This window comes from Pedobacter folensis (assembly GCF_056490665.1).
On the sequence record NZ_JBWJIF010000015.1, the window covers coordinates 1 to 375 of the forward strand.

1 protein-coding gene is annotated in these 375 nt (G+C 50.7%); it reads left to right on the forward strand.

Going from position 1 to position 375, the window contains the following annotated elements; genetic code table 11:
• Positions 1 to 375 (forward strand): Ig-like domain-containing protein (locus AC04QZ_RS24995; protein WP_478359930.1); only part of this gene is annotated, 375 nt, incomplete at both ends.

Below are 375 nucleotides of genomic sequence, written 5' to 3' on the forward strand. Positions count from 1 at the left end.
ATCACAGCTACACCCGCACCAACAGCAAGCAACCAGACTTTCTGCGAAATCTCGAATGCTACGGTTGCGAATTTAGCTGCAGCAGGGACTTCAGTTAAATGGTATACCCAGGCAACAGGCGGAACGGCTTTGGCTTCGGGTACAGCTTTGACCAATGGCACTTATTATGCCAGTCAGACTTTAAACAGTTGTGAAAGTGCAACCCGTGCACAGATCACGGTAACGATCACGGCTACACCAGCACCAACGGCGAGCAACCAGACTTTCTGCGAAATCTCGAATGCTACGGTTGCGAATTTAGCTGCAGCAGGGACTTCAGTTAAATGGTACACCCAGGCAACAGGCGGAACAGCTCTGGCTTCGGGTACAGCTTTA